This window comes from Azospirillum sp. TSH58, assembly GCF_003119115.1.
In the GTDB taxonomy this organism is placed as follows: Bacteria; Pseudomonadota; Alphaproteobacteria; order Azospirillales; family Azospirillaceae; genus Azospirillum.
Genome location: NZ_CP022363.1, coordinates 280,234 through 302,946, shown reverse-complemented (window position 1 = coordinate 302,946; position 22,713 = coordinate 280,234). Strand labels below are relative to the sequence as shown.

Here is a 22,713-nt window from a genome sequence, read left to right as displayed (position 1 = left end):
GCGGTGCTATCGTCGGGTATGGCTGCGCGCGTGCTGAGGCTTTTTCCGGGACCGCCCGAAGAGGTGGCGCTGGCCGGGCTCTATGTGGCCGATGCGTTGCACACCCTGGGCAGCGCAGCGGCTCCGTTCGTCTATGCGAGCTTCGTCGGCAGCCTCGACGGGCGCATCGCGTTGCCGGACGCCGTCACCGGAGCAAGCCACCTTCCCGCCGAGATCACCAGCGAGAACGATTTCCGCCTGTTCCTTGAACTGCAGGCCCAGGCCGATTGCCTCGTCACGCATGGCGGCTATCTGCGCGACCTCGCGGCCGGCCGGCTGGACGACGTGTTGCAGATCGGGACGCGCGCCATGGACCGCGACCTCGCGCAATGGCGGCGGGAGAACGGCCTGCTCCCTCAGCCCGCCGTCGTGATCGCCAGCGCCAGTCTGGATTTCCCGATTCCGGAGTCGGTGATCCGGGAAAGGCAGCGCGTTCTGGTCGCGACGGGCCGGCAGGCCCCGCGAGAGCGGGTGGACGCGCTGCGCGCGCATGGCTATCCGGTGATCGTCGCCGGGGAGGGGGCGTCGGTGGAGGGTGCGCCTCTGATCCGTGAACTCGGCGCGCTCGGCTTTCGCAGCGTGTATCTGCTGACCGGCCCCCGCATGCTGTCGACGATGCTGCGGGATGGGATGCTGTCGCGGCTTTACCTCACCATCGCGCACCGTGTGGTGGGTGGCGAGGGCTTTCACACCATGGCGACGGGGCCACGGTTGGAGGGAGCCGGCCGCCTGAGCCTGTCCTCGCTGTATTACGACAACGCGGCGCCGGATGGGGCGGGCCAATGGTTCGCCCGGTTCGAGCCGTTGCGCCCGGCGTGAGTGCGGTGACCCGGTTCAGGGCCGTTTTCGATTGGCGGCCCTGTCGGAACAGGCCAGCGGGCAGCGGAGACAGGGCTGGCCGCTGCCCGCGGGAAGGTCGGTGGTGGGCACGATGAGGCACACGGCTTCGCCGCTGCCACGCCATCAAAGCTGCGCGCAGGCGTAGGCGTTGATTTCGGTGCCGACGGCGATCACACGGATTTTCGGTTTGCGCCAGGTCTTCATGATGCGCTCCCTTGGGTCTTGGATGGGTGGAAAGGACCATCTGCGGTTTCGGTCCTCTTGAGGAAGCCTACCGGTCCAATCCTGGTGCGGCCATCCTGCGAAGGGATAGCGGCATGGAAAATTGGGGTGGATTTCTTTGTGGTGAAAGAACGCCGAATTGATTCATCTCTGGTTTTGTACAGCCGGTCTTTCCCGCGGCAGTCTCCAAATGCGTGCTTGAGACCGAATGCTTGATCGTCCCACGATGACGACGCGCTTCTTCGAACAGACAAGCATGGACCCGACCCGATGACGAGGAATGGTGTTCCGATCGCCTTGATCGCGCTTCTGATCGGTTGCGGCACGGCGCAGGCCGAGGACGGCTACCCCACCTACGCCCGCGTCGACTACGTCCTCGGCTGCATGGTCTCCAACGGACAGGGGCCGGACGTCGTTCGCAAATGCTCCTGCAGCATCGACGAGATCGCCGCGCATTTTCCCTACGACAGCTATGTGGCGGTGGAGACCGCGCGGGGCATGCAGGAGGCACCCGGCGAGCGCGCGGCGCTCATGCGCGACGTCGGGTGGATCAAGGATCTGCTGAACGAGTTCCGGCAGGCCCAGGTCGCCGCCGACCTGAAATGCTTCTGACGGTCCGGCGGCGCCGTCCCCTCACGAACCGGAGTTGGCGCGGATCGGCCAGCTCTCCTGGAAAACCCGCCCGTTCGAATCCTCGGCGGTGACCTCCAGCGTTCCCTGCTCCTCCGGCACCAGGGAGAAGTGGATGCTGGGGTCCTCGCTCATCGAAATGTCCGATTGCACGTCGAGCACCGGCGCTCCGTTGTATCGGATGGCGACGGTCTTCACGTAGTGGGCCGGGATGAAGTAGTAGTTGAGCTGGTCGTACTGCATGCCGGTGTAGTTGGGGTGGCTGATCAGCAACTGCGCGGTCAGCGGCTTTCCGGCGACGATGCTGTCGGGCAGGTTCAGCTTCATCTTGCCCATGCGGGCGACGGCGAGCTGGGCGTTCTTCAGGGCCGGGGCGGAACACCCGCCGGACGCCTTGACGAACTGCGCGGTCCGCAGCAGCCGTCCGTCGCCGGTTTCCGCGACGGCGGTGATGTTGGTGTAGGCGTTGACCCGCAATCGGGTGTCGATCGTCTGCGGGCTGTCGCCGCCGGGGAACCGGAAGGTCACGGCCATCGGCACCGGATTTTCATCCACGATGAGGTGGACCGCGGTTATCCGGACGCCGCTTCCCGGGGCCGTCACGATCCGGATGGGCACGACCGCCGCGTCGTTGGCGCGTTTCGGGGCCTCCAGGCTGAGGAGCGCCCCGGCATCCTCGACCGTACGGCCCGAGAAATACATGTCGCGCAGCATGTCCCAGCGCTCCTCCTGCGGCGAGGCCGCCAGAGCGCCCGCGCCGCTCAGGCACAGCCACGCCGCTCCCGCCAGCGCAGTGCCCGACAGCGTGAAGATGGTCCGGTGCGGTGTGGTCATGGTGTCATTCCCATTCCAGTTCGGCGAAGGCCGCCGTCACGTTGCGCGGGTTGTAGGACTCGAACAGGCGCCAGCGCGGCGCCTCGTCGGCGGCGACCGTCTCGACCGCCTGCTGAATCGTGCCGTGGGCCGCCTGGACCTTGCGGACGCCCTCGACCACCCGGCCCAGGTAGCGGCGCAGATCCCCCGCGGCATCCGGCCAGGGGGCCGAAGGCGGGCCGTGTCCGGGAACGACGCGCGCCGCCGGTTCCGTGGCCAGGGCGTCGAGAACGCGGAGCCAGCCGAGGACGGAACCGTCGATGGCCGGCGCCCGCTCCATGAACAACAGGTCCCCGGCCCACAGCGTCGCGGTTCGCCGATCGATCACCGTCAGGTCGTTGTCCGTGTGGCCCACCGGCCACGCGACGAGGTCGAGCACGCGCCCTCCCAGATCCAGTTCCAGGCGGTCGGCGACCACGAGGGTCGGCGGGATGAGCCGCACCTCCGCGGCGGCGGCGGGACTGGTCTCGGCCTCGAACGCCTGCCGGTAATGGTCCATGCGCGCCGTCAGGGCCGCCTGGAAGTTGCCGTGCGCCACGAATTCGGGCCGGTCGGGCAGGAAGGCGGTGTTTCCCAGCACATGGTCCGGGTGCATGTGGGTGTTGACGACGTAGCGGATGGGCCGGTCGGTGTGGGCGCGGATCGCGTCGCGCAAACGATGTCCGACAACCGGCGAGCCGCCGCTGTCGATCACGGCGACGGCGTCGTCCCCGACGATGAAGCCGCAGTTGGCGATGTCCCCGGCGTTGGCCGCGTCGGTTTCCTCGTGGCGGCCGGCGTGCACGAACACGCCGGGTGCGACCTCGAACACGGGCAGGGGATCGGCCGGCGCCGGGTCTGCCCAGAGCAGGCAGACGAGCAGCCAGACGCCGGCCGGCGCCGTGCGCGCGGACGGCCAGAGGAACGTGGCCCCAGCAGCCATCGTCCGGTCCTGCACTGTGTTCAATCGCGCAAGTATGGGACCCCGTCTGCGGGGGCGGCAACCGGGCAAAGGTGTTTGTGCGGCGCACCGTCGAAGGCCAGCCAGCCGACGCTGACGGCGGGGGCGAACCATCCCGTGCGTTCCCGCAAGGCCGGCGCCACCGGCAGATGCGCTTCGAAGTCCCGGTATGCCGATCCCCGGCGTTCGGCGAGGCGCCGCACCAGGAACCGGCCGACCCCGGCGCCGACGAGCGGCGGGGCGTCCGCCATCAGGCCCCGTGACAGCACTTGGTCGAGCGCGTCCTCGATCCGACGGAGCTGGCGTTCCGCGAGATGGTCGGCGAGGCGGCGGGCCTTCGGCAGGCCGTCCGGTCCCAGGTCGTCACCGACCATCCGCAGCAGGCGCCGCGCGCTGGCGGTGATGCCATTGTCGCGCCCGTCCGCCGCCGGGTGCTGATCGGCTCCGTCCGGCAGCGCCCCGGTCAGGCGATGGGCGTCGGCCATGGTCGCGAACAGCTCCGCCATCAGAGCGCGCCGGCGCCCGCCGTAGGGAACGGCGCGGGCCACCGCCATGACCGGGGTGCGCACAACGCCCGTGTAGACCAGCTCCCCACTGTCCAGCCGCTCCGCGTCGGAATAGCCGGCATGGAGCGGGCCGCCGCCGACGAGCGGGACGATGTCGGTCGTGGTGCTGCCGACATCCAGCAGGACGCCGTCGCCGCCCGCAGCGGCCACCAGCGCCGTGGCGTACCAATTGGCGGAGGCCACCGCCTCCGCGCAGTCGGACACGGCAGCGGCCGGCACCAACCCGCGGGGGCCGGCGAAAACGGTGAGTGTCGCGGCGGGCAGGGCGGACCGCATCGTGGTGGCGATCCGGCGCACGCCGTCCGCGCGGTCGTCGAACAGGTCCGCCAACTCCCCGGTCATCGTCGCGGCGACACGCTGCGGATGCCCCCAGCGGACGAGCACCGCCGCGACGGCCTGCTCCAGCCGGTCGAGGCCCTGCCAGAGCGGGCAGGGCCATTGGTCGAGGTCGCGGAGCGTTCCCGCCCCGTCGAACAGGGCCGCTTTCAGGTGCGCCCCGCCGATGTCCAGCCCGATCAATGCGCCGCCATCCATGCCTCATTCCTCCAGCGTCAGAAGGACCGGTTCGATGCGCGTCACCGGTTGGGGCGGGACCGGCGGATCGCGCGCCAGTTCCAGCACCGCGGCGGCGACGTTCAGCCCGGTCGCGCGCCGCAATCCCACGGAGGGGGTGGTCAGGCGCGGGTTGACCTCGATGATCGTCGGTCCGTCGGGACCGTCGATGAAATCCACCCCCACGAACCCGAACAGGCCGGGCAGCGCCGCCGCGACGCCCTGCGCGAGGTCGAGGAGGGCGGGCGACAGCGCCATCCCGCCGACAACGCCTCCGTCGTAGGAGAAGAATCCGCCGGACAGGGTGATGGTCTGGCGGTTGGCGGTCAGCGGCCAGGCCCGCCCCTCGCGGCAGAGCATCGACAGGCTGGCCGGCGTGCCGGGCTGGAAGGGCTGCACCACGAAACCGCTCCGGTCCGTCTCAGCCAGCCAGCCCTGCCAATCGGCATGGTCGCGGATCAACCGGGTGTCGATGCAGCCGGCCCCGTCGTCGGGCTTGACGACCCAGGGGCCGTGCCCCGACGGGCCGTCCGCAGCGACGGCGCCGGTCCGACAGACCGGGACGACGGGCAGACCGGCCGCCGACAGAAGGGCCGCCGTCGCCGCCTTGCTGGACGCGACGGCCACCGCGTCGGCGTTGCTGTTGAACAGGCGGCGCCCGCCGGCCTCGACCATGCGGCTGAAGCGCTCCAGCGCGCCGTCCGTTTCCGGAGCGATCGGCCAGACGCCATCCGCCTGCCGGGCGAGGTCCTCCCAAAGCGCCCAGGACTCGCGCGGGTCGGAGATGGTTATGCTGCGCACCGGGGCCGCGAGCGGCGGAAGGCGGGCGTCGCGGGTGACCGTCACCGCCACCCCCGGCACCTCCAGCAGGTCGGCCAGCAGGGCGTGGAGCATCAGGTCGCCCTCGCGGGCGAGGCTGGCGGGGATGGCGGTGTCCGGGGGCATGCCGCCGCCGGTCACGAACTCACAGACCAGGATGCGCATGCCGTCCGCCACGATGCAGCCGAGGGAGGGCGAGATGTTCCACGTCGTTCCGGTGATCGACCTCAGGGATGGCGGCGTGGTGCACGCCCGCCGCGGCGACCGGGGCCGCTACCCGCCGCTGCGCTCGTCGCTGTGCGCGGGCAACGACCCGGTGGCGGTGGTCGGCGGCCTGCTCCGCCTGCATCCGTTCCGCGTCGTCTATGCCGCCGACCTCGACGCCATCCAGGGCATCGGCGACAACCGGCCGGCGCTGGCGCGGCTGCGGGCGGCCTTTCCCGATGTCGGATTCTGGGTCGATGCCGGGTTCCGCGCCGCCGACGAGGTGCGCGGCTTCGTCGCGTCGGGGCTCGGCGACGCGGTGCTCGGCAGCGAGAGCCTGGACGGCCTCGCGCCGCTGGCCATGCTGAAGGCCGATCCGGCCTGGGCGCGGGTGATCCTCTCGCTCGATTTCCGCGACCGCTTCGTCGGACCGACCGGCCTGCTGGACCACCCCGACCTGTGGCCGCAGCGGATCATCGCCATGACCCTCGCCCGTGTGGGCTCGGGCGAGGGCCCGGACTGGAGCCGCCTCGCCGAGATCGGCCGGGCCAACCCGCAGGCCAGCCTGTTTGCCGCCGGCGGGGTGCGCGACGGCAACGACCTCCGGGACCTCGCGGCGCGCGGCGGCGCCGGCGCCCTGGTGGCGACGGCGCTGCACGACGGCCGCATCGGCGGCGCGGAGCTGGATGCCCTGAACCGGTAAGCCGGTCACGCGGCGAAGGGATGCTTCACCTTGTCCTTCTGGCTCATGAGATCCTGCGCGCTCGGGAAGCTGGCGACCGCGCGTTCGATGGCTTCCTTGGTGGCGCGGTAGTTGTAGTCCTGGATCTTGGCGTTGTCCTTGGCTTCCCAATGGATGAAGACGCCGACGCAGATGAAGATGTTGTCGATCTCCTCCTGCGGGATGGTGCCTTCCGACACGCAGTCGGCCACGGCCTTGGCGACGGCGTGCTGGGCGGGACCGAACATCTGCACCGCCTGTTCCGCGCCCTTGATGGTGACCTTGTTGAACAGGATGGTCGCCGGCTTGCACATCAGGTTGGGTGCCACGACGGCGAGAAGGGCGGTGAAGCCGTCCTTATTGTTGGTCAGCGCGTTGCAGAAGGCCGTCTCCACGGCGCTGCCGCGCGGCCCCATGATCAGGTCGATGTGGGCGACCTCGTTCCCATCACCGACCAGCGACTCACCGACGAGCACGCGGTTGATCTTCGTGGATTGTCCTCCCCACATCGGCATGTCCTTTCTCCCTAGCGTTGCCGGCGCTCTTCGCGGAGCGCGTCGTTTTGAAGAACGTCCGTTATGACGGGTGGCTGCGGCGATTGCATGAGCCAGAACGCAAGAAGGCAACCCACGACAATATCCGCGGTCGTTCCCGGGTTGACGCCATTGTATTTGAGGTCACGGTCCATTTCCGCCAAGCGCGATCGCGTTAGCGTGAATGCACGATCCGGGGCCGTGTTTTCCCTCAATTCCGAAGCTTGTAAGCGTAACCATTCAGAACGCTCCCGCCCGTATTTTCGGATGACATGGCTGTCGGGCAGGGTGGCAAGGAATTCGACATAAATCATTTCCGTGGCCCGCTCGAAATCCGCCCCGGCGTCCAGCCATCGCCGCAGGCTCGGCACGCCGGTGTCGAAGATGTCCGCGAAGCCCGTCGCGTATTGCCGGGCGATGGTGTCGCGGTCCTGCGCCTCCCGCATGGCGTCGAGCAGGGTCACCCGCGCGGGGGCGTGCACGTCCGCCCCCTCCACGCGGCCCAGCCCGGCGGGTTCGGCGAGCGCGATGGCTTGGAAAGCCAGTTCCGCGTCCGCCACCGTCAGGGTGGCGAGGACATGGCCCAACCGGTCGCGCAAGGAACCGCCGCCAGTCATCAGCGCCGCCTGGGCCAGCGGTGCGGCCAGCAGCAGGATGCCGAGGTTGGTGTTGCAGCCGGCGACCGCGCGCGTGGCAACGACGGAGGCGTGCAGCCGTTCCCCGACGCTCAGCCCCGGTTGTGCCAGGATGGGGGCCGTCACGTCGGCGCTGGCGAGGAACTGGGCGACGGTCATGCCGTGGCCTTCGGCATGGATGTGCACGTTGCCGGGCTTCAGCGCCCGCAGGTCCAGGTGGCAGGCGGCGCGGTAGGCGCCGGCCACGCCGGAGGCCGGATCGGGGGGGATCGGCGCCCAATCAATCATGTGCCCGCCGATCATGTGCCCACCCGCTCCACGAAGTCGGCGGCCAGGGCGTCGGCGATGTCCACCGCGCTGACCCGCTGCAACCCCTGCCACGCCGGCATGCTGTTGATCTCCAGCACCAGCCAGCGCCCCTCCCGATCCTGGATCAGGTCCACGCCCGCGTAGCGTGCGCCGACCGCCGCCGCGGCGCGGACGGCGAGCGCGGCGGGTTCGTCGGCGGCGGGAGCGGCCTCGCAGCTCGCCCCCTGATGGACGTTGGTGATCCAGCTCCGCCCGTGCCGGGTCATCGCCGCGACCGCCCGCCCGCCGACCACGAAGACGCGGCGGTCCCGCCATGCGCCCTCGCTCCGCGGCGGGATGAAGGGCTGGAGGTAGTAGACTCCGCCGATCGCTTCGGCGTCGGGCAGGGCGTCGGGCCCGTCGAGCCGTTGCAGGCCGCGCCCCTGCGCGCCGAACAGCGGTTTCAGCACCTGGTCGGGCGCATGGTCCAGGATGTGCCGGGCCGGTTCGGCCTCCTGAACGGCGAGGGCCGGCGGGGTCGGCAGGCCGGCGCGGTCCAGCAGGAAGCTGGTCATGCTCTTGTCCACGCAGCGCTCGATGGCCCGCGCGTCGTTGCAGACCGGCACCCCGAGGTCGCGCAGCGCGTGGAGCACACCCAGGCGCAGCGTCACCTGCTCGAAGCTGCCCTGGCCCACCGCGCGGACGAAGACGCCCGCCGGCAGCGTGTCCTCGAAGCCGGGGATCAGCAGTCCCGTCGCCGTGTGGCCGACGGCGATCCCGCAGCGCCGCGGCGAGACGCAGCGGCAGGGCAGGCCGCGCGCCTCGATGGCCCGGACCAGCCGCGGCGTGTGCCAGTCGGGCCGTTCGGTGAGGATCAGGGCGGCGCGCTCACCGGACATCGCGGAACGAGCGCTCCACGAGGTGCGGCGCCAGGGTTCCGCCGTGGAAGCTGCGCCCGCTGTCGATGGCGGTGACGGTCACGCGCGCCGGGCTGAACAGCATGGGATCGATGGCGTAGAAATCCCCCTTCGCCGCGGCGAAGACCTCCGCGAAGGGGCGCCCGTGGTCCCGCGAGGCGGAGGAGGGCAGGCGGTGCGCCAGATCCTCGGCCTTGCCGTCCGGGCCGGTGACGTGCAGATGGACCGTGCCGCCGTAAAGAATCGCGTCGTTGGTGCGGCCCATCGCGGTGAGGAACTTGCCGCCGGGTGGGGGAAGCGGCGCCATGCCGATGCCGTCGACGACGCGGTCGAGCGGAAAGCCGAGGGCGTGCAGCTTGTGCAGGGCGACCTCCAGCACGCGGGCGACGACCTGGGTGGTCCCGGCGAGGCTCTGGGTCGGGGTGAGGACCAGCGTCAGCCGGTCCGCGGCGATGCCGCAGGTGGCGGCGATGTGGGCGATCAGTTCGGCGGGCGGCACCGCCGTCGCCTCCATGACGAAGGCCGCCGTGTCGGCGGTGTCGCGATAGGCCAGCTCGTCGAACAGCGCCTCCTGCCGGGCCAGCGCGCGGCCGGGGCCGGAGCCCAGCGCGAAGAAGGCGCCCTTGCCGCTGCCGTGGCTGAGGCTCCAGCCGGCATATTGGCTGCCGAGACAGGCCAGGACCGGCTGCGCGCTGTGAACGGTGACGCCGAACGGCCAGGGCGCCGGCCCCGGCACCGGGCCAAGCGTGACGCGGCCCAGGCCGCCCATGCACAGTTCGGCGATGCGCCGTCCGGCTTCCAGCCCGCCGGGATGGCCGATCCCGGCATCGACTACGCAGGCCCCGCCGACCCTCAGGACGCCGAGACGGAGCACCGGGGCTTCGGCCACCAGTCGTTCGACCAGCGGCGCCGACAGCGCGGCGAGGCTTGGACGCGGATCCTGCGGCGCTTGCGTGGTCATCACTGCATCTCCATCGCGGCGAAGGCCGCCAGTTCGCGTTGCCGCCGCTCGGCATGGCGCCGCGCCGCGCCGGCGCTGGGACCGTCCCCGAACACCGTGCAGATCGGCTCGCCGCGTCCGATGGCGGCCGGTGCCGCCGGCCGGTCCGCGGTCCAGACCGGCCAACGCCGGTCGGCCTCGATCCGGGTGGGAGAGTCGGCGTAGAGCACCGCCGCCGCCCGGCATCCCGTCAACACCGGCAACCGGCCGGGCAGGCGCCCGGCGCAGGCGTCCAGGTGCAGGCCGAGCAAGGGCGGCATCGGTGGACGGTCGAAGACGTCCAGCGTCGCGCCCGGCCGCGGGTTTATCTCCAACAGCTGAGGGGCCGACCCGGTCACCAGGAAATCCGCGCTGTTCAGCCCGACCAGCTCGAACGCCGCCGCGAGACGGCTGATCGTGGCGGGCAAGGTCCGGGTCCACCGCTCCGGGCAGCGCCATGGCCCGGCGGCACCGCCGTAGCGATAGGGGCTCGTCGCGGTCGGCGCGGTCCACTGCCGGCTCAAGCCGACGATGACCGCGCGGTCGCCGTCCGCGAGGAAGAGGACCGACAGGGCATGGCCGGCGACGCGGCGCTGGACGTAGCAGCCCGGCTTGGCTTCGGCGGTCGAGGCCGGGGTGATGTGCGCGCCGCCGCTGCCGCCGATCCGCTTCAGCAGATGGTCGCCGGGTGATCCGTCCCAGGCCGGCGCGACCGAAGGATGGGGGATGCCGAGCCGGGCCAGGGTGGCGGCGAAGCGGAACGGGTCCTTGACGCGCGCCACCACCTCGGGCCGGTTGCCGAGCAGGGGCCGCTCCTCCGCGAGGCGCGCCAGAAGCGCCGGGTCGTCCTCGAAGCCGGCGCCGTAGACCAGCGGCAGGCCGCGCAGATCCGCCCGCGCCAGGGCGTCCCGAAGGGGGGCGGGCTCCAGGCGCAGCGCCCCGGAGGGCAGGCGCAGGCAGGGCCCGGCGATCTGTCCGGTGTCCAGATCGGCGAACAGGTCGACGGACGCCGGACGCCGGCCGGCGCGGCGGGCGGCGGCGGCCAATGCCCGCGCCGACAGGGCCGCGACGACGATGTCCGGCCCTTCCGCCACCGGGTCAGCCGGCGATCTGGCGGGCGGCGTCGTAGGCATCGCAGAAGTCCAGATACACCGCCGACTTCGCCGCGGCGAGGCGCGTCAGCAGGGCGTGCTGCACCCGGAACTTGACCGCGCCGATCGCCAGCGCGCCGACGCCGACGCCGTGCCCGCCGGGAAGCGGCGTGCCGTTGTCCTTGGGGCCGACCCCTTCGATCCCGGAGGGCGGCACCGCGTTGATGTCCGCCGCGACCAGCAGGCGGCCCGCAGCGGCGAGGTTGCGCGCCGACAGGATCTGCACGCCCGCCCGTCCGCAGCCGAACACCACCTCGGCATCGCCGAGCAGCGCCTCCCGCGCCGCGTCGTCGGGCGCGTCGGCGCAGGCCAGCTCCACCCCGAAGCGCCGGCGGAACTCGGCGGCCTTGGGCTCCACGCCCGACAGGCCGCGGTGGCTGACCAGGGTGACGCGCGCGCCGGCCAGCGCCGCGATCACGGCGGCGATTCCGCCGACCACGCCGGTCGCGCCGAAAACCTTCAGGGTCAGCCCCTTGAGCCCGTCCGGGTGGCTGCGGCGCAGGGCGCGCTCGACGACGGCGACCATGGCGCCGGCCGTGGTGAAGGCGCCCGACGGATCGACCATGACCGAGATGGTGAAGGGCGCGAACATGGCCTTGCGGGCGGCGTCCATCATATCGAGCGCCAGCACGGCGTCGCGCCCGCCGATGAACAGCCCGGTGCGCGCCGCGTTCGCCGGGTCGCGGGAGAACATGGCGTCCTGGGTGATGCCGGTGACCTCCTCCAGCGCGACGCCCGTGTAGGGGAACAGCGGCCCCATGCCGGCGTCCGCCGCCATGTTGACGTCGAAGGCGCTGACGTGCTTCAGCGGTGTCAGCATGTGCAGAACGTAGGGTGCGGCCATCGCGCGCCTCCCGCTTGGCTCGGGTGTGGGGGTCAGGAGGCCCGCAGCACCACCCGGTCGGTGGTGGATTCCAGCGTCGCGCCGTCGTTGCGGCCACGGGCCAGGTGGAAGTCCAGCGCGGACCCCGCCCAGCGGCGCCGCGCCTCCGCCAGCAGGGCTTCGGCCCGCCGGGCGTCGCCGACGATGGCGAAGCCGGTCGGCCCCCAGGACGTCTGTCCGACGCCGGGAATCCCCTCGGCCTCCAGCCACGCCAGCGCGTCGGCCACCAGGGGGCTGGTGAAGCGCCCGCCCTGGACCGGGGCGAAATGGTCGCCCACGGTGCGTTGCAGCTCGCCCACCGCCTGCCCGAAACGATCGGCGTCGCCCTCGACCAGGGCGGGAAGGGCCGCCATGACGATCAGGCGGCAGAGATGCCCGGCCCGCTCCGCCGGAAAGGGCGGCAGCGCCGTGAAGGCCTGCAGCTCGGCGGTGCCGTGCAGCCCCTGGCCGTCGCGGTGCAGGATCAGCAGGATGCGCCAGGAGTCCGGAAAGGGCAGGCGCGCGACGATGGGCGGCGGCGCGTCGCCCGGCCCTCGGCCCCCGTCCAGGATGACGCCGCCCTTCTCGAAGGCGCCGATCCCGATGCCGGAGCGTGCGCCGCGCTCAAGCTCCGCGGCGAGGCGGCGCACCGTCGAGGGCCGGCCGTGCAGATGGGCGAGCGCGGTGCCGACCGCCAGACCGAGCTGGGTGCCGGAGCCCAGCCCGACATGTTCGGGAATGGCCTCCTCCACCGTCAGTTCGGCGCGGGCCGGCCAGCGGAAGCGGTCGCAGACCGCCCTTGCGGCCTTCAGCGCGCGCTCCGCCGACGGGCCGTTCGCGCACAGCCGGTCGGAAGGACGCACCCGCAGCGTCGTCGCCATGCCGTCGAGCGTCAGCCCCAGGCTGCCGAAGCGGCGGCCCAGACCGCCGTTCATGTCGAGAAACCCCAGATGCAGCCGCGCGGGCGCCATGACCCGCACCTCCCGGACTTCATCGACGCCGAGTGGCATGAGGACCTCACTCGCTTAAGGAAAGTTGCGTCGTTCTTTTGATCATGATAATCTTGCGTTAAAAAAAGACCCCGATCCAATAGTATATACCTCTTCGGGGTGAGGACTGTTCGGTCACTTCGGGGAGGAAGACATGACCGCGGTTCAGGAAACCACCTATTCCGATACGGAAATCGTTGAGCGACTGCAGCAAATATTGCCGCGGTGGCGGTTCGAGGACGGCTGGATCCGGCGCAAGTACAAGACGAACAGTTGGAAGGGCACCCTGATGGTGATCAACGCGGTCGGCCATCTGGCCGAGGCCGCGTGGCATCACCCGGACCTCACCGCCTCCTACGCCTGGGTCGAGGTGCGGCTGAAGACCCACACCGCCAAGGGCATCACCGACAAGGATTTCGAACTCGCCCGCAAGATCGAGGAGGTCATCCAATGGCAGCCCGCCCGCGACGGCGGCGCGCTGGAGGGGACGCCCCGCGACGATCCGCGCTTCGCCTACATCAAGTACGACTGACGGCATGGCGAGCGACCGGCCACCCCCTCCTGCCGTCCGCCCCGTCGTCCATCGCGACGTCGTGTGCCCGTTCTGCGGCCTCGGCTGCGACGACCTGACCGTCGAGGAGGAACCGCCCTCGACGCTGGCGGTGCGCTCCACCGATTGCCCGGTGGCGCGCGAGCGCTTTTCCCGCACACCGGCGGCCGAACCGCCGCGCGTCGCGGGCGTTCCGGTGCCGCTGGCGGAGGCGGTGGAGGCCGCCGCCGCGGTGCTGGCGGCGGCGCAAGCGCCTCTGGTGGCCGGGCTCGGCACCGACGTCGATGGCGCGCGCGCCGCCCTGGCCCTCGCCGGGCGGCTGGGCGCGGTGGTCGACCACGCGCTGTCCGACGGGCTGTACCGCAATCTGGCGGTGCTCCAGCGCACGGGCTGGATCGCCACCACCCTGGCCGAGCTGCGCAACCGCTGCGATTTGCTGCTGGTGGCCGGACCGGACCCGGCGGTGCCGCACCCGCGCGTCTTCGAGCGCTGGGTGGTGCCCGCGCCGGCCTTCCAGGCGCCGCCGTCGCGGGAGGTGGTGTTCCTGTGCGGCGAACCGCTGGACACCACGCGCGCCGCACTTTCGGGCTTTCCCATCACGGTCCTGGCCGGTGACTCCGCGAGGGTCGGGGACGCGGCGGCGGCGCTGGCCGCGGCCTTGCCCGATCCGTCCCGCGCGTCCGGAGCCGCCGGCATCGCCGCTGGCGACATCGCCGCCCTGGCGGAGCGGCTGCGGACGGCGCGCTACGCGGTCGTGGCCTGGGCCGCCGCCGCTTTCGAAGGACCGCACGCCGACCTGACGGTGGAACGGCTGGTCCGCCTCGTGCGCGATGCGAACCGGCACACCCGCTGCGCCGGCCTGCCGCTCGCCGGGCACGACAATGTGGTCGGGGTCAATCAGGTCTGCACCTGGCGGTTCGGCGTGCCGCTGCGCACCTCCCTCGCCGGAGGGGTAGCGCGGCACGATCCCCACCGTTTCGACGGGGCGCGCTATGCGGCGGTGGCGGACGCCGTCGTCTGGGTGTCTTCCTTCCGGCCGGAGGTCCCGGCCTTTCCCGCCGACAAGGCGATCATCGCGCTGGCTCCGCCGGGAACGGCTTTCGCCGACGAGCCGGCGGTGTTCATCCCCGTCGGCACGCCGGGCATCGACCATGCGGGCCATGTCTTCCGCAGCGACACGGTGGTCGCCCTGCGCGCGCGGCGCCTCATCGACCGTGGTCTGCCGGACGCGGCGACCGTGCTGACGGCCATCGCCGCCGCCCTGCCGCAGGAGGCTTCCACATGCTGATGAAGCTCGCCGGGGGGCGCATTCACGACCCGGCCAACGGGCGCGACGGCGCGGTGGGCGACCTGTTCGTCCGGGACGGGCGGATCGTCGCCGATCCCGGCCCCGACCCTGGCCCCGGCGCCACGCCGGACGAGGTCCACGACCTGTCCGGGCGGGTCGTGATGGCCGGCGCCATCGACATCCACAGCCACATCGCCGGCGGGAAGGTCAACATCGCGCGCCTGCTGATGGCGGAGGAGCATCGCGCGGCGGCGGAGGAGCCCTGCGGTTGCGGCGTCGGCATCGCCACCCCCTCCACCCACGCCACGGGCTGCCGCTACGCCCGGATGGGCTACACGGCGGCCTTCGAGCCGGCGATGCTGCCGAGCAACGCCCGGCACGCGCATCTGGAGATGGCCGACATCCCGCTGATCGACACCGGCGGCTATCTGGTGCTGGGCAACGACGACCTGCTGCTGGAGCTTCTCGCCTCCGGCGCCGGGGAGGACGCGGTGGCCGATTACGTCGGCTTCATGCTGAACGCCACGCGCAGCCTCGCCGTCAAGGCGGTCAATCCCGGCGGCATCAACGCCTTCAAATACAACCAGCGCCGCCTCGACGTCGACGAGAACGGCCCCTTCCACGCCATCACGCCGCGCCGCATCCTCACCGCGCTGGCGGGGGCGGTGCAGCGGCTGGGCATCCCGCACCCGCTGCATCTGCACGGCTTCAACCTCGGCGTGCCGGGCAATGTGGAGGCGACGCTCGACAGCATCGCGGCGGTCGACGGCCTGCGGCTCCACCTCACCCACGTCCAGTTCCACGCCTACGGCGCGGAGGGCGACCGGAAATTCTCCTCCTCCGCCGCGCGGGTGGCGGAGGCGGTGAACCGCCGCCCCAACATCTCGGTGGACGTCGGGCAGATCATGTTCGGCCAGACGGTGACCGCGTCGGCCGACACCATGGCGCAGATGAGCAACACCGGGCTCGCCCATCCGAAGAAATGGGTGATGATGGACATCGAATGCGACGCCGGCTGCGGCGTCGTGCCCTTCCGCTACCGCGACAAGGCCTTCGTCAACGCGCTGCAATGGGCGATCGGGCTGGAGCTGTTCCTGCTGATCGAGGACCCCTGGCGGATATTCCTCACCACCGACCACCCCAACGGCGCGCCCTTCACCAGCTATCCCGAGCTGATCCGCCTGCTGATGGACCGCGATTACCGCCTCGCCCGGATGGCGGAGCTGCACCCGGCGTTGCCGGAGCACACCATCCTCGGGTCGCTGACGCGCGAGTATTCGCTGGGCGAGATCGCCACCATGACCCGCGCCGCGCCGGCGCGCATCCTGGGCCTGAGCGACCGCGGCCATCTTGGGCCGGGGGCGGTCGCCGACATCACCGTCTACACCGACCGGCCGGACCGCCGCGCCATGTTCGAGAAACCGGACCTCGTCTTCAAGGACGGCCGGCTGATCGTCCGCGACGGCGTGGTGGTGTCGTTCCTCCAGGGGCGCACGCATGTGGTGGAGCCCGCCTACGACGCCAAGATCGAGTCCTGGATGGCGCGCCGCTTCGACGAGCGCATGGGCCAGCGGCTGACCCATTTCCGCATCGCGGAGGAGGAGATCCGCGGCGGCACCGGCCTGATCCGCCACGCCTGCCAGCCCGGACCATTTTGATGGGGGCGTTCTGATGCGGCTCAACGGCGTCCACATCGAGGACACCTTCGCCGAGGCCTTCCCCATGCTCGGCACGCGGCTGGTGGTCACCGCCGACACGCCGGCCTGGGTCCAGGCGGCGGTGGTCAGCATGACGGGCTTCGCCACCTCCGTGATCGCCTGCGGCTGCGAGGCGGCGATGGAGCGCGCACTGCCGCCCGGCGAGACGCCGGATGCAAGGCCGGGCGCCGCGGTGCTGCTGTTCGCCATGTCCAAGGCGGAACTGGCCAAGCAGGTGGCGCGCCGCGTCGGTCAATGCGTGATGACCTGCCCCGGAACGGCCTGCTACGCGGGGCTGCGGGACGGGCCGTCCATACCGCTCGGCAACGCGCTGCGCTATTTCGGCGACGGCTGGCAGATCGCCAAGCGGATCGGCGGCCGCCGCTATTGGCGCATCCCGGTGATGGACGGCGAGTTCCTGTGCGAGGCGGCCACCGCGGCGGTCGAGGGCGTCGGCGGCGGCAACTTCATCATCCTGGCGGCGGACCGCCGCGCCGGGCTGGCGGCGGCGCAGGCCGCGGTCCTGGCGATCCGCGCGGTGCCGGGCGCCATCCTGCCCTTTCCCGGCGGGGTGGTCCGCTCCGGCTCCAAGATCGGCGGCAAGTACAAGGGCATGATCGCCTCCACCAACACGGCCTTCTGCCCGACGCTGCGGACGGCGGTGCCGGCGTCGCTGGTGCCGGAGGGTGTGGAATCCATCCTCGAACTGGTCATCGACGGGGTGAGCGAGGCGGCGGTCGCCGCCGCCATGCGCGCCGGCATCGCCGCGGTGGCGGACCTGGGCGCCGCGGGCGGCGTGGTGTCGGTCACCGCCGGCAATTACGGCGGCAAGCTCGGCCGCCACCAGTTCCGCCTGCATGAGGTGATGGCATGAGCGGCGCCGTCCTCACCACGCGCGATTCTTCCGGTCCGCCCATCGACATGACGGGCGTCCTGCCCGAACGGCTGGCCGAAGGCGGGCGGGAGGCGCTGGCCGGGCTGATGCTGCTCCGTGGGCGGGAGCGCCATCGGCTGGACACGCTGTTCACGCTTGAGGACGGCGGCCCGACCGGCGCCCTGGTCCTGCGTCCCGGCGGTGCGGTGCTCGACGGGGTGGGGACCGGCATGACCGCCGGCGACATCCGGGTCGAGGGGGATTGCGGCGCCTGCGCCGGCAGCGGCATGCGCGGCGGCGCGCTGACCGTCGAGGGGAACTGCGGCGCCTTCGCCGCCGCGGAGATGGCCGGCGGGTCCCTGCGCGTCGCGGGCGATGCCGGCAATTTCCTGGGGGCGCCGCTGGCCGGCGGCACGCGCGGCATGAGCGGCGGCTCCGTCGTCGTCGCGGGCGACGCCGGGGACCGCGTCGGCGAGCGGATGCGGCGGGGGCTGATCGCCGTCCATGGACGGGTGGGGAGCCTGTGCGGCGCCCGGATGATCGCGGGAACCATCGTCGTCGGCGCCGGCTGCGGCCCCGATGCGGGGCAGGCCATGCGCCGTGGCTCCATCCTGCTGTCGCGGGCGCCGGAGGCCATCCCGTCCGGCTTCAGCGACGGCGGCATGAACGACTGGCTGTTTCTGGAACTGATGCGGAAGGAGCTGATCGATGGCGGGGCATGGCCCAGTGGATTTCCAACCGCCGGAACCCGCGCCCGGCGCCTTATCGGCGACCGGTCGGCCGGGGGGATCGGAGAGATGCTTATCCTGTCGGAGGCGTAGCGGGCGCCCGCCCGCGATGCGGGCCGCCGCCCTTCTGGCCGCCGCCGCAGCGCTCCTGCTCGGGACCCCGGCCTGGGGCGCCGACCCGCTGGTGGTCCGCATCGGCTATCTGACCCGTGCGGAGGAGCCGCGGATTCCCCAGACCTTCCTCGAACCGGTGTCGGAGGACGAGGGTGTCCAGGGCGCCCGCCTCGCCATCGCCGACAACAACACGACCGGGCGATTCCTCAACCAGCGCTTCGATCTGGTCGAGGTGACGGTGCCGGAGGACGGGCGCGTCGAGGACGCCGTGCGCGACCTCGCCGGGCAGGATGTGCGCCTGCTCGTCGCCGATCTGAAGGAGGACGCGCTGCTCGCCGCGGCGGCGGCGCCCGAGGCCGGCGGCATGCTGATCTTCAACACCCGCGCCCCGGACGACGACCTGCGCAACGAGCGCTGCCGCGCCAACCTGCTGCACGTCACGCCCAGCCGGCGGATGCAGGCCGACGCGCTGGCCCAGTATCTCGCGTCGCGGAAATGGATGAACTGGCTGCTGGTGGTCGGGCGGACGCCGCAGGACGCCGCCTACGCCGACGCGATCCGCGCCGCCGCCAAGCGCTACCGCGCCAAAATCGTCGAGGAGAAGCGCTGGGCCTTCGAGGACGCGAACCGCCGCGTCGACACCGGCCACGTCACCGTCCAGTCGGAAATCCTCACCTTCACCCAGGGCACCGAGCACGACGTGCTGGTCGTCGCCGACGAGGCGGACGGGTTCGGCGAGTATCTGCTGTACCAGACCTGGCTGCCCCGCCCGGTGGCCGGCACCCACGGGCTCGTCCCGACGGCGTGGTCGCGCGTGCACGAGCAGTGGGGGGCGACGCAGATCCACAGCCGCTTCGAACGGCAGGCCGGGCGCTGGATGCGCCCGCGCGACTACACCGCCTGGATGGCCGTCCGCGCCGTGGGCGAGGCGGCGACGCGCACCAAGTCCGCCGACCCCGCGGCGCTTGCCGCCTTCGTGCGCGGCCCGGACTTCGCCCTGCCGGCCTTCAAGGGACAGGGGCTGACCTTCCGCGACTGGGACGGGCAGCTTCGGCAGCCGGTGCTGCTGGCCGGGCCGCGGGTGCTCGTCTCGGTGTCGCCGCAGCCGGGCTACCTGCACCAGTTCTCGGAACTCGACACGCTCGGCGACGACCGCCCGGAAAGCCGGTGCGGCAACCGCTGAGAAAAGCCCCGGCAGGGGGCAACCATGGGAGGGACCATCATGTCGTTAACCGGAGGAGCCGCCCGGATCGGCGCTTTAGCGCTGCTGGGCTTCGTCATCGCCCCGTCCGCCCAGGCGGACACCATCTTCGTGTCGAACGAGAAGAGCAACACCGTCTCGGTGGTGGACGGCGGCAAGCTGCAGGTGGTCGCCACGATCAAGGTCGGGCGCCGGCCGCGCGGCATCACCTTCAACGAGGACATGACGCGGATTTTCGTCTGCGTCGGCGACGACAACCGGATCGACGTCATCGACGTGGCGACCCAGAAGGTCGTCGACCGGCTGCCGTCCGGCCCCGATCCGGAGCTGTTCGTCCTCGATCCGCAGGGGCACCGGCTCTACGTGGCCAACGAGGACGACAACATGGTCTCGGTGGTGGACATCCCGACGAAGAAGATCGTCGGCGAGATCCAGGTGGGGGTGGAGCCGGAGGGCATGGGCGTCAGCCCGGACGGCAAGATCCTGGTGAACACGTCCGAGACGACGAACATGGCGCATTTCATCGACACCGAGTCGCACAAGATCATCGACAACGTGCTGGTCGATGCGCGCCCGCGTGTCGCCCAGTTCACCGGGGACGGACGGTTCGTCTGGGTGTCGTCGGAGGTCGGCGGGACGGTCAGCGTCATCGACGCGGCCTCCCGCAAGCTTGTCCACAAGATCGGCTTCGCCGTCCAGGGCGTCCCGCGGGAGTCCATCCAGCCGGTTGGGATCCAGTTGACCAGCGACGGGCAGCGCGCCTTCGTCGCCCTCGGCCCGGCCAACCGGGTCGCCGAGATCGACGCCAGGACCTACGAGGTGAAGCGCTACCACCTCGTTGGCCAGCGCGTCTGGAATCTGGCGCTGTCGCCGGACGAGAAGCGTCTCTACACGACGAACGGCGTCAGCAACGACATGTCGGTGATGGACCTGGAGCGCGGCCGGGTCGTGAAGTCGATCTCGGTCGGCGGCGCGCCCTGGGGCGTGATCGTCAAGCCGTGACTTTATAGCCCTCTTCCCTCCGGGGAGAGGGTGGCCCGAAGGGCCGGTGAGGGGGTTGCGCATGGGGCTAGGTCCGGCACAAGCGCAACCCCCTCACCCTAACCCTCTCCCCGGAGGGGAGAGGGGATTTCACAGGTGGTTGCTCCTGGTGATGGAGACGACATGGATTGCTTCGAAACCGCGCCTCCCGAACCGCGCGCCATGTCCGGCGGCGCCACGGCGGACCCCGTCCTGGCGGTCGAGGGGCTGAGCCACAGCTTCGGGGCGCGGACGGCGCTGGACGGCGTGTCGTTCGGCGTCCCCGCGGGGCGGCTCACCGTGCTGCTGGGGCTGAACGGCGCCGGCAAGACAACGCTCTTCTCGCTGATCACACGCATCTACAACACCCGCCGGGGGAGCATCCGGGTCTTCGGCTTCGACATGCGCCGTCATCCGGCCCAGGCGCTGGCGCGCATCGGCGTGGTGTTCCAGCAGCCGACGCTCGACCCGGACCTGACCGTCATCCAGAACCTGCGCTACCACGGCGGGCTGCACGGCTTGGCACCCGCCGACATCGCGGCGCGGGCGGACGAGGAGTTGGCCCGCATCGGCTTGTCCGAGCGCGCGGACGAGCGCGTGCGCACCCTGTCCGGCGGGCAGCGGCGGCGGGTGGAGATCGCCCGCGCGCTGCTCCACCGCCCGAGCCTGCTGCTGCTGGACGAGCCCACCGTCGGCCTCGACATCGAGCTGCGCCGGCAGGTGCTCGACCACGTGCACGACCTCTGCCGGGAGCGGGGGCTGGCCGTGCTGTGGGCGACCCACCTGATCGACGAGGCGCGCGACGGTGACGGCGTCGTGGTGCTGCACCGTGGCCGCGTGCTGGCCTCCGGGCTGGTGCACGACGTGTGCGCCGCCACCGGGACGGCGACCTTGGGCGATGCCTTCGCCCGGCTGACGGCGAAGGGGGGGGCTGGATGAACGCGACGCTCTACTGGCGGTGCCTGCGCGCGGTCATCGTCCGCGAGGGGCTGCGCTTCGTGCACCAGCGCGAGCGGTTCTTCGCCGCGCTGGTGCGGCCGCTGGTCTGGCTGGCCATCTTCGCGGTGGGTTTCCGCGCGGTGCTCGGCCTGTCGATCATCCCGCCCTACGAAACCTACATCCTGTACGAGGATTACGTGACGCCGGGGCTGGTGGGCATGATCCAGCTCTTCAACGGGATGCAGAGTTCGCTGTCCATGGTCTACGACCGGGAGATGGGCAGCATGAAGACCCTGCTGGTCAGCCCGCTGCCGCGCTGGTACCTGCTGGTCTGCAAGCTGCTGGCCGGCGTGCTGGTGTCGATCGCCCAGGTCTATGTCTTCTTCGCCATCGCCTGGTTCTGGGGCGTCCAGCCGCCGGAAGTCGGCTACCTCGCCGTTCTCCCGGCCCTGGTGCTGAGCGGGCTGATGCTGGGAGCGCTCGGCCTCCTGCTGTCCTCCTTCATCCGTCAGCTGGAGAATTTCGCGGGCGTGATGAACTTCGTCATCTTCCCGATGTTCTTCGCCTCCTCCGCGCTCTATCCGCTGTGGCGCATCCGCGAGGGCAGCCCGACGCTCGCCTGGATCGCCGGGGTCAACCCCTTCACGCAGGCCGTCGAACTGATCCGCTTCGCGCTGTATCTGCAATTCAACGGCACGGCGTTCCTGGCCGTCACGGCGTGCCTCGCGCTGTTCCTGGGGGCGGCGATCCTCGCCTACGATCCCGGACGGGGCTTCTGGGCCCGCCGCGGCGGCCCGGCGGAACAGGGGTGACGGGACGGGTGGAACCGCCCCCGGCGACCTGCGGTTGATGGAGGAGACGACCGTCCGGTCATCCCGCCGGGCGGGTTCCGGTGGAGGAAACGTCATGACCGGAAAATCCGACAAGGATCAGGACCAGCCGCGCGGCGAGAAGAGCGTTCTCGGCAGCGAGCAGGATTTCAAGAAGGACCAGCCGCAGGACGCCGGCCGGGACGAGCGGGCGAAGGACGACATCGGCCGCATGGGCGAAGCGTCGCGCGAGAACCGCAGCACGAAGGACATGGGTTAGAGGCGCGGTTATCCCCCCAACATCATGCCGAAGGACATGTCCATGAAACATCTGCACATCCTGGCCGGCGCATCGGCGCTGGCCTTTGCCGCGGTCTTTGCGGCGCTCCCGGCGTCGGCCCAATCCACGGGCGGCGCGATGCCGCAGGGCTCGGGAACCCAGACCAGCCCATCGACCGGCGCACTGCCGGACAACTCCCTGGCCGGACAGCGGCAGGGCACCGTCGGCGGTTCGGTTTCCCAGGGCGGAGGCGGTCAGGGCGGCACGTCCGGTTCCTCGACCCCTGATCCCTCGGCGTCCGGGGCCACCGGCGGCTCCACGAGCGGCACGGGCGCACTGCCGGACAATTCCCTGGCCGGACAGCGGCAGGGCACCATCGGCGGCGGGTCGGTATCGCAGGGCGGCAACACCACGTCCGAACCGCCGAAGCAGGGGTCCGGGCAGTAGCGGCCC

26 protein-coding genes are annotated in these 22,713 nt (G+C 71.4%); 14 read left to right on the top strand and 12 right to left on the bottom strand.

Annotation, left to right across the window (positions count from 1 at the left end):
* Positions 1-18: 18 nt before the first annotated feature.
* Entirely contained in the window at positions 19-858 is an 840-nt protein-coding gene (locus tag TSH58p_RS01285; RefSeq protein ID WP_109069799.1) for a dihydrofolate reductase family protein, read from the top strand.
* A 144-nt stretch (positions 859-1,002) separates the two neighbouring features.
* On the opposite strand, the gene pqqA is transcribed toward TSH58p_RS01285, so the two are convergent.
* Positions 1,003-1,083, bottom strand: coding sequence for a pyrroloquinoline quinone precursor peptide PqqA (gene pqqA, locus TSH58p_RS34640; RefSeq protein WP_014242213.1), 81 nt, complete (start codon positions 1,081-1,083; stop codon positions 1,003-1,005).
* Between the two features lie 288 nt (positions 1,084-1,371).
* Here pqqA and TSH58p_RS01275 point away from each other — a divergent pair, with 288 nt between their 5' ends.
* Positions 1,372-1,713 carry a hypothetical protein gene (locus tag TSH58p_RS01275; RefSeq protein WP_247874009.1) on the top strand — a complete coding sequence of 114 codons (342 nt, stop codon included), beginning with the start codon at positions 1,372-1,374 and terminating at the stop codon, positions 1,711-1,713.
* Between the two features lie 21 nt (positions 1,714-1,734).
* Here the strand turns inward: TSH58p_RS01275 and TSH58p_RS01270 are convergent, their stop codons facing one another.
* From TSH58p_RS01270 to TSH58p_RS01255, 4 genes are read right to left on the bottom strand one after another with little or no spacing between them, the layout of a single operon-like run.
* Positions 1,735-2,565, bottom strand: coding sequence for a quinoprotein dehydrogenase-associated SoxYZ-like carrier (locus TSH58p_RS01270; RefSeq protein WP_109069797.1), 831 nt, complete (start codon positions 2,563-2,565; stop codon positions 1,735-1,737).
* 4 nt (positions 2,566-2,569) lie between these two features.
* On the bottom strand, positions 2,570-3,526 hold the full coding sequence (locus TSH58p_RS01265) for a quinoprotein relay system zinc metallohydrolase 2 (RefSeq protein WP_247874008.1): 957 nt from the start codon (positions 3,524-3,526) through the stop codon (positions 2,570-2,572).
* Between the two features lie 20 nt (positions 3,527-3,546).
* Positions 3,547-4,644 carry a hydantoinase/oxoprolinase family protein gene (locus TSH58p_RS01260; protein WP_109069795.1) on the bottom strand — a complete coding sequence of 366 codons (1,098 nt, stop codon included), beginning with the start codon at positions 4,642-4,644 and terminating at the stop codon, positions 3,547-3,549.
* Between the two features lie 3 nt (positions 4,645-4,647).
* The gene (locus TSH58p_RS01255) at positions 4,648-5,646 is read right to left on the bottom strand and encodes an ATP-grasp domain-containing protein (protein WP_109069808.1); all 999 of its coding nucleotides are present in this window, start codon (positions 5,644-5,646) and stop codon (positions 4,648-4,650) included.
* On the opposite strand from TSH58p_RS01255, the gene TSH58p_RS01250 reads away from it, so the two are divergent.
* Positions 5,645-6,388, top strand: a complete 744-nt coding sequence (locus tag TSH58p_RS01250) for a HisA/HisF-related TIM barrel protein (protein WP_247874007.1) — start codon at positions 5,645-5,647, stop codon at positions 6,386-6,388. The genes TSH58p_RS01255 and TSH58p_RS01250 overlap by 2 nt on opposite strands.
* 5 nt (positions 6,389-6,393) lie before the next feature.
* Here the strand turns inward: TSH58p_RS01250 and fae are convergent, their stop codons facing one another.
* Genes fae through TSH58p_RS01215 form a run of 7 tightly spaced genes read right to left on the bottom strand, consistent with a single transcriptional unit; the run spans position 6,394 to position 12,742 of the window.
* Positions 6,394-6,915 (bottom strand): formaldehyde-activating enzyme, encoded by a 522-nt coding sequence (gene fae, locus TSH58p_RS01245; RefSeq protein WP_109069806.1) that lies wholly within the window; start codon positions 6,913-6,915, stop codon positions 6,394-6,396.
* A 17-nt stretch (positions 6,916-6,932) separates the two neighbouring features.
* Positions 6,933-7,877, bottom strand: coding sequence for a triphosphoribosyl-dephospho-CoA synthase (locus TSH58p_RS01240; protein WP_199230109.1), 945 nt, complete (start codon positions 7,875-7,877; stop codon positions 6,933-6,935).
* Positions 7,874-8,761, bottom strand: coding sequence for a RimK family alpha-L-glutamate ligase (locus TSH58p_RS01235; RefSeq protein ID WP_109069794.1), 888 nt, complete (start codon positions 8,759-8,761; stop codon positions 7,874-7,876). The genes TSH58p_RS01240 and TSH58p_RS01235 overlap by 4 nt, the downstream gene beginning before the upstream one ends.
* Positions 8,751-9,740, bottom strand: coding sequence for a methenyltetrahydromethanopterin cyclohydrolase (gene mch / locus TSH58p_RS01230; protein WP_109069793.1), 990 nt, complete (start codon positions 9,738-9,740; stop codon positions 8,751-8,753). Before mch ends, TSH58p_RS01235 begins: the two co-directional genes overlap by 11 nt.
* Entirely contained in the window at positions 9,740-10,891 is a 1,152-nt protein-coding gene (locus TSH58p_RS01225; RefSeq protein ID WP_247874006.1) for an ATP-grasp domain-containing protein, read from the bottom strand. Before TSH58p_RS01225 ends, mch begins: the two co-directional genes overlap by 1 nt.
* The gene (locus tag TSH58p_RS01220) at positions 10,857-11,753 is read right to left on the bottom strand and encodes an NAD(P)-dependent methylenetetrahydromethanopterin dehydrogenase (protein ID WP_109069791.1); all 897 of its coding nucleotides are present in this window, start codon (positions 11,751-11,753) and stop codon (positions 10,857-10,859) included. The genes TSH58p_RS01225 and TSH58p_RS01220 overlap by 35 nt, the downstream gene beginning before the upstream one ends.
* 32 nt (positions 11,754-11,785) lie before the next feature.
* On the bottom strand, positions 11,786-12,742 hold the full coding sequence (locus tag TSH58p_RS01215; protein ID WP_247874005.1) for a beta-ribofuranosylaminobenzene 5'-phosphate synthase family protein: 957 nt from the start codon (positions 12,740-12,742) through the stop codon (positions 11,786-11,788).
* 172 nt (positions 12,743-12,914) lie between these two features.
* On the opposite strand from TSH58p_RS01215, the gene TSH58p_RS01210 reads away from it, so the two are divergent.
* From TSH58p_RS01210 to TSH58p_RS01160, 11 genes are all read left to right on the top strand, one after another.
* Positions 12,915-13,292 (top strand): 4a-hydroxytetrahydrobiopterin dehydratase, encoded by a 378-nt coding sequence (locus TSH58p_RS01210; protein WP_109069789.1) that lies wholly within the window; start codon positions 12,915-12,917, stop codon positions 13,290-13,292.
* Between the two features lie 4 nt (positions 13,293-13,296).
* Positions 13,297-14,598 (top strand): formylmethanofuran dehydrogenase, encoded by a 1,302-nt coding sequence (locus TSH58p_RS01205; protein ID WP_146205860.1) that lies wholly within the window; start codon positions 13,297-13,299, stop codon positions 14,596-14,598.
* A complete protein-coding gene (locus TSH58p_RS01200; protein WP_109069787.1) occupies positions 14,592-16,256 on the top strand; it encodes a formylmethanofuran dehydrogenase subunit A in 1,665 nt (554 codons plus the stop codon). The genes TSH58p_RS01205 and TSH58p_RS01200 overlap by 7 nt, the downstream gene beginning before the upstream one ends.
* Positions 16,257-16,269: 13 nt before the next feature.
* Positions 16,270-17,169, top strand: coding sequence for a formylmethanofuran--tetrahydromethanopterin N-formyltransferase (fhcD, locus tag TSH58p_RS01195; protein WP_109069786.1), 900 nt, complete (start codon positions 16,270-16,272; stop codon positions 17,167-17,169).
* Positions 17,166-17,990, top strand: a complete 825-nt coding sequence (locus TSH58p_RS01190) for a formylmethanofuran dehydrogenase subunit C (RefSeq protein WP_109069785.1) — start codon at positions 17,166-17,168, stop codon at positions 17,988-17,990. The genes fhcD and TSH58p_RS01190 overlap by 4 nt, the downstream gene beginning before the upstream one ends.
* Positions 17,991-18,006: 16 nt before the next feature.
* Entirely contained in the window at positions 18,007-19,194 is a 1,188-nt protein-coding gene (locus tag TSH58p_RS01185; RefSeq protein WP_109069784.1) for an ABC transporter substrate-binding protein, read from the top strand.
* A gap of 39 nt (positions 19,195-19,233) precedes the next feature.
* Positions 19,234-20,214 carry a PQQ-dependent catabolism-associated beta-propeller protein gene (locus TSH58p_RS01180; protein WP_109069804.1) on the top strand — a complete coding sequence of 327 codons (981 nt, stop codon included), beginning with the start codon at positions 19,234-19,236 and terminating at the stop codon, positions 20,212-20,214.
* 162 nt (positions 20,215-20,376) lie between these two features.
* Complete coding sequence (locus tag TSH58p_RS01175) at positions 20,377-21,171, top strand: ABC transporter ATP-binding protein (protein ID WP_199230107.1); 795 nt, start codon at positions 20,377-20,379, stop codon at positions 21,169-21,171.
* A complete protein-coding gene (locus TSH58p_RS01170) occupies positions 21,168-21,983 on the top strand; it encodes an ABC transporter permease (protein WP_109069783.1) in 816 nt (271 codons plus the stop codon). The genes TSH58p_RS01175 and TSH58p_RS01170 overlap by 4 nt, the downstream gene beginning before the upstream one ends.
* A gap of 94 nt (positions 21,984-22,077) precedes the next feature.
* The gene (locus TSH58p_RS01165; protein WP_109069782.1) at positions 22,078-22,260 is read left to right on the top strand and encodes a hypothetical protein; all 183 of its coding nucleotides are present in this window, start codon (positions 22,078-22,080) and stop codon (positions 22,258-22,260) included.
* Positions 22,261-22,302: 42 nt separating this feature from the next.
* Complete coding sequence (locus TSH58p_RS01160) at positions 22,303-22,707, top strand: hypothetical protein (protein WP_146205859.1); 405 nt, start codon at positions 22,303-22,305, stop codon at positions 22,705-22,707.
* Positions 22,708-22,713 lie beyond the last annotated feature (6 nt).

What these genes read in the sequence shown, in the direction of transcription:
- TSH58p_RS01285 (WP_109069799.1), top strand. Translation starts at nt 19, where the DNA reads ATGGCTGCGCGCGTGCTGAGGCTTTTTCCGGGACCGCCCGAAGAGGTG.
- pqqA (WP_014242213.1), bottom strand. Translation starts at nt 1,083, where the DNA reads ATGAAGACCTGGCGCAAACCGAAAATCCGTGTGATCGCCGTCGGCACC.
- TSH58p_RS01275 (WP_247874009.1), top strand. Translation starts at nt 1,372, where the DNA reads ATGACGAGGAATGGTGTTCCGATCGCCTTGATCGCGCTTCTGATCGGT.
- TSH58p_RS01270 (WP_109069797.1), bottom strand. Translation starts at nt 2,565, where the DNA reads ATGACCACACCGCACCGGACCATCTTCACGCTGTCGGGCACTGCGCTG.
- TSH58p_RS01265 (WP_247874008.1), bottom strand. Translation starts at nt 3,526, where the DNA reads ATGGCTGCTGGGGCCACGTTCCTCTGGCCGTCCGCGCGCACGGCGCCG.
- TSH58p_RS01260 (WP_109069795.1), bottom strand. Translation starts at nt 4,644, where the DNA reads ATGGATGGCGGCGCATTGATCGGGCTGGACATCGGCGGGGCGCACCTG.
- TSH58p_RS01250 (WP_247874007.1), top strand. Translation starts at nt 5,645, where the DNA reads ATGCCGTCCGCCACGATGCAGCCGAGGGAGGGCGAGATGTTCCACGTC.
- TSH58p_RS01255 (WP_109069808.1), bottom strand. Translation starts at nt 5,646, where the DNA reads ATGCGCATCCTGGTCTGTGAGTTCGTGACCGGCGGCGGCATGCCCCCG.
- fae (WP_109069806.1), bottom strand. Translation starts at nt 6,915, where the DNA reads ATGTGGGGAGGACAATCCACGAAGATCAACCGCGTGCTCGTCGGTGAG.
- TSH58p_RS01240 (WP_199230109.1), bottom strand. Translation starts at nt 7,877, where the DNA reads ATGATCGGCGGGCACATGATTGATTGGGCGCCGATCCCCCCCGATCCG.
- TSH58p_RS01235 (WP_109069794.1), bottom strand. Translation starts at nt 8,761, where the DNA reads ATGTCCGGTGAGCGCGCCGCCCTGATCCTCACCGAACGGCCCGACTGG.
- mch (WP_109069793.1), bottom strand. Translation starts at nt 9,740, where the DNA reads ATGACCACGCAAGCGCCGCAGGATCCGCGTCCAAGCCTCGCCGCGCTG.
- TSH58p_RS01225 (WP_247874006.1), bottom strand. Translation starts at nt 10,891, where the DNA reads ATGCCTACGACGCCGCCCGCCAGATCGCCGGCTGACCCGGTGGCGGAA.
- TSH58p_RS01220 (WP_109069791.1), bottom strand. Translation starts at nt 11,753, where the DNA reads ATGGCCGCACCCTACGTTCTGCACATGCTGACACCGCTGAAGCACGTC.
- TSH58p_RS01215 (WP_247874005.1), bottom strand. Translation starts at nt 12,742, where the DNA reads ATGGCGCCCGCGCGGCTGCATCTGGGGTTTCTCGACATGAACGGCGGT.
- TSH58p_RS01210 (WP_109069789.1), top strand. Translation starts at nt 12,915, where the DNA reads ATGACCGCGGTTCAGGAAACCACCTATTCCGATACGGAAATCGTTGAG.
- TSH58p_RS01205 (WP_146205860.1), top strand. Translation starts at nt 13,297, where the DNA reads ATGGCGAGCGACCGGCCACCCCCTCCTGCCGTCCGCCCCGTCGTCCAT.
- TSH58p_RS01200 (WP_109069787.1), top strand. Translation starts at nt 14,592, where the DNA reads ATGCTGATGAAGCTCGCCGGGGGGCGCATTCACGACCCGGCCAACGGG.
- fhcD (WP_109069786.1), top strand. Translation starts at nt 16,270, where the DNA reads ATGCGGCTCAACGGCGTCCACATCGAGGACACCTTCGCCGAGGCCTTC.
- TSH58p_RS01190 (WP_109069785.1), top strand. Translation starts at nt 17,166, where the DNA reads ATGAGCGGCGCCGTCCTCACCACGCGCGATTCTTCCGGTCCGCCCATC.
- TSH58p_RS01185 (WP_109069784.1), top strand. Translation starts at nt 18,007, where the DNA reads ATGCGGGCCGCCGCCCTTCTGGCCGCCGCCGCAGCGCTCCTGCTCGGG.
- TSH58p_RS01180 (WP_109069804.1), top strand. Translation starts at nt 19,234, where the DNA reads ATGTCGTTAACCGGAGGAGCCGCCCGGATCGGCGCTTTAGCGCTGCTG.
- TSH58p_RS01175 (WP_199230107.1), top strand. Translation starts at nt 20,377, where the DNA reads ATGGATTGCTTCGAAACCGCGCCTCCCGAACCGCGCGCCATGTCCGGC.
- TSH58p_RS01170 (WP_109069783.1), top strand. Translation starts at nt 21,168, where the DNA reads ATGAACGCGACGCTCTACTGGCGGTGCCTGCGCGCGGTCATCGTCCGC.
- TSH58p_RS01165 (WP_109069782.1), top strand. Translation starts at nt 22,078, where the DNA reads ATGACCGGAAAATCCGACAAGGATCAGGACCAGCCGCGCGGCGAGAAG.
- TSH58p_RS01160 (WP_146205859.1), top strand. Translation starts at nt 22,303, where the DNA reads ATGAAACATCTGCACATCCTGGCCGGCGCATCGGCGCTGGCCTTTGCC.